This window comes from Synechococcus sp. R6-10, from assembly GCF_047461815.1.
Taxonomy (GTDB): Bacteria; Cyanobacteriota; Cyanobacteriia; order Thermostichales; family Thermostichaceae; genus Thermostichus.
Genome location: NZ_JANSHW010000683.1, coordinates 1 through 965 on the forward strand (window position 1 = coordinate 1; position 965 = coordinate 965).

At 54.3% G+C, this 965-nt stretch carries 1 protein-coding gene; it reads left to right on the forward strand.

Annotation, left to right across the window (positions count from 1 at the left end):
* The first annotated feature begins 265 nt into the window (after window positions 1-265).
* A complete protein-coding gene (locus NW837_RS15295) occupies window positions 266-868 on the forward strand; it encodes an NYN domain-containing protein (protein ID WP_414332504.1) in 603 nt (200 codons plus the stop codon).
* The last annotated feature ends 97 nt before the right edge of the window (window positions 869-965 follow it).

Below are 965 nucleotides of genomic sequence, written 5' to 3' on the forward strand. Positions count from 1 at the left end.
GATTTTGGAAATCTTCTCCGGGGATCGTCTCTCCTGCGCTAGGGTAAATCATGTGTCCCAGGGCTTGGGGCAGCCTTTTACGGCTTTTTCCGACTTCATGGGAATTCTGCAGATCACTCTGGGAAGCAGTAAGATCCCTATCGCACAAGAGAGGCGTCTGCATTAGCTGTAGTCAGTGCTGCCGGAAAGAGCTGTATTGGCGATTAAACCCATTTAACACCTCTTTTTTCTGCCCTTTTGTCAAAACTTGGAGAAGAAAACCCGAATGCTGCGTCTTGATCCTGATCCCGGCTTTCAGCCTGCGGATCCCTTGCAGGACAACCGTGGGCGTGTGGCCATATTCATCGACGGGTCTAATCTGTTCTACGCCGCTCTGCAACTGGGCATTGAGATCGACTACACCCGTCTGCTGAAGACTCTGAGTGGTCGGTCGCCCCTTTTGCGCTCTTTTTTCTACACCGGCGTCGATCGCAACAACGAAAAGCAGCAGGGGTTTTTGCTCTGGATGCGCCGCAATGGCTACCGCGTGGTTACCAAAGAGCTAACCCAGTTGCCCGATGGATCCAAGAGAGCCAACCTGGATGTGGAAATTGCCGTGGATATGCTGTCGCTGGTGCGCTGGTATGAGACGGCTGTGCTGGTGAGCGGCGATGGAGACTTGGCCTATGCGGTCAATGCCGTTAGCTACCAAGGGGCACGAGTGGAGGTGGTCAGCTTGCGTTCCATGACCAGCGATCAACTGATCAACTTGGCGGATCGCTACATCGACCTGGAATCCATCAAAGACCAAATCAAGAAGACCAACCGTCCCTCCTCCGCCTACCTGTACCGACCGGGGTTCACCGCCGATGAGGAGGACGAGGGATAACTTTCCCTCCCCCACAGGGAGAAGGGAAAGCAGAGCAACGGGGGGCTTACTGGGCTTTCCAATTTGAAGGGATCCCTTGCAGCAGGTAAACCGGGTT